This window comes from Psychrobacter sp. 1U2, from assembly GCF_051847575.1.
The window spans coordinates 1-847 of record NZ_JBPYDC010000763.1 but is presented as its reverse complement, the minus strand read 5'-3'; the positions used below and the strand labels follow the sequence as shown (position 1 = coordinate 847).

The following is an 847-nucleotide window of genomic DNA, read 5'->3' as shown; positions in this document are numbered from 1 at the left end:
CGTTCGGTACATCAACGCCGACTTCGATGACCGTTGTAGCAATCAACAAATCAAGGCTGCCCGCTTTAAACTCTTGCATGATGGCTTGTTTATCAGCGGACTTCATCTTGCCATGTACAAGGCCAATACGAATATCCAAACGCTCATGTAAGTCCTCATAAGTCGCCTCGGCGGCTTGCGCATCGAGTACGCTCGACTCTTCTACCAAGGAGCACACCCAGTACGCTTGCCTACCTGCCTCACAATTAATCGCGATGCGTTCGATCACTTCATCGCGGCGGTTGCGATCAATGGTCACTGTCGTAATGGGCGTACGTCCAGGTGGTAACTCATCGATAATTGAGGTGTCCATGTCGCCATAGACACTCATCGCGAGCGTACGCGGAATAGGCGTTGCGGTCATAATAAGCTGATGCGGCGTACTATTCGCCACACCTTTATTGGTCAAGGCCATGCGCTGCTCAACCCCAAAACGATGCTGCTCATCAATAATGACTAAGCCCAATTTGGCAAATTGTACCTGCTCTTGAAATAAGGCATGAGTACCGACCACCACTTGCACCGTATTTTCGCTCACGGCTTCTAACGCTTCGCGGCGCTGCTTTGCGGTTTGTTTGCCAGCCAGCCAACCGACTTCGATACCCAACGGCTCAAACCACTGTTTAAAGTTTAACAAGTGCTGTTCTGCTAAAATCTCAGTCGGTGCCATGACCGCCACCTGCCAGCCGCTATCAAGCGCGTAGCCCGCTGCGCCTGCTGCGACTAAAGTTTTACCTGCACCTACATCACCCTGCACCAATCGCAGCATTGGAATAGAAGTCGCCATATCAGTGGTAATATCTTTCAT

General features: G+C 50.9%; 1 protein-coding gene. It reads right to left on the bottom strand.

Features of this window, described 5'->3' with window-relative positions:
• The coding region (locus ACS8FD_RS18595) for an ATP-dependent DNA helicase RecG (RefSeq protein WP_439276933.1) at positions 1 to 847 on the bottom strand (847 nt) is incomplete at both ends.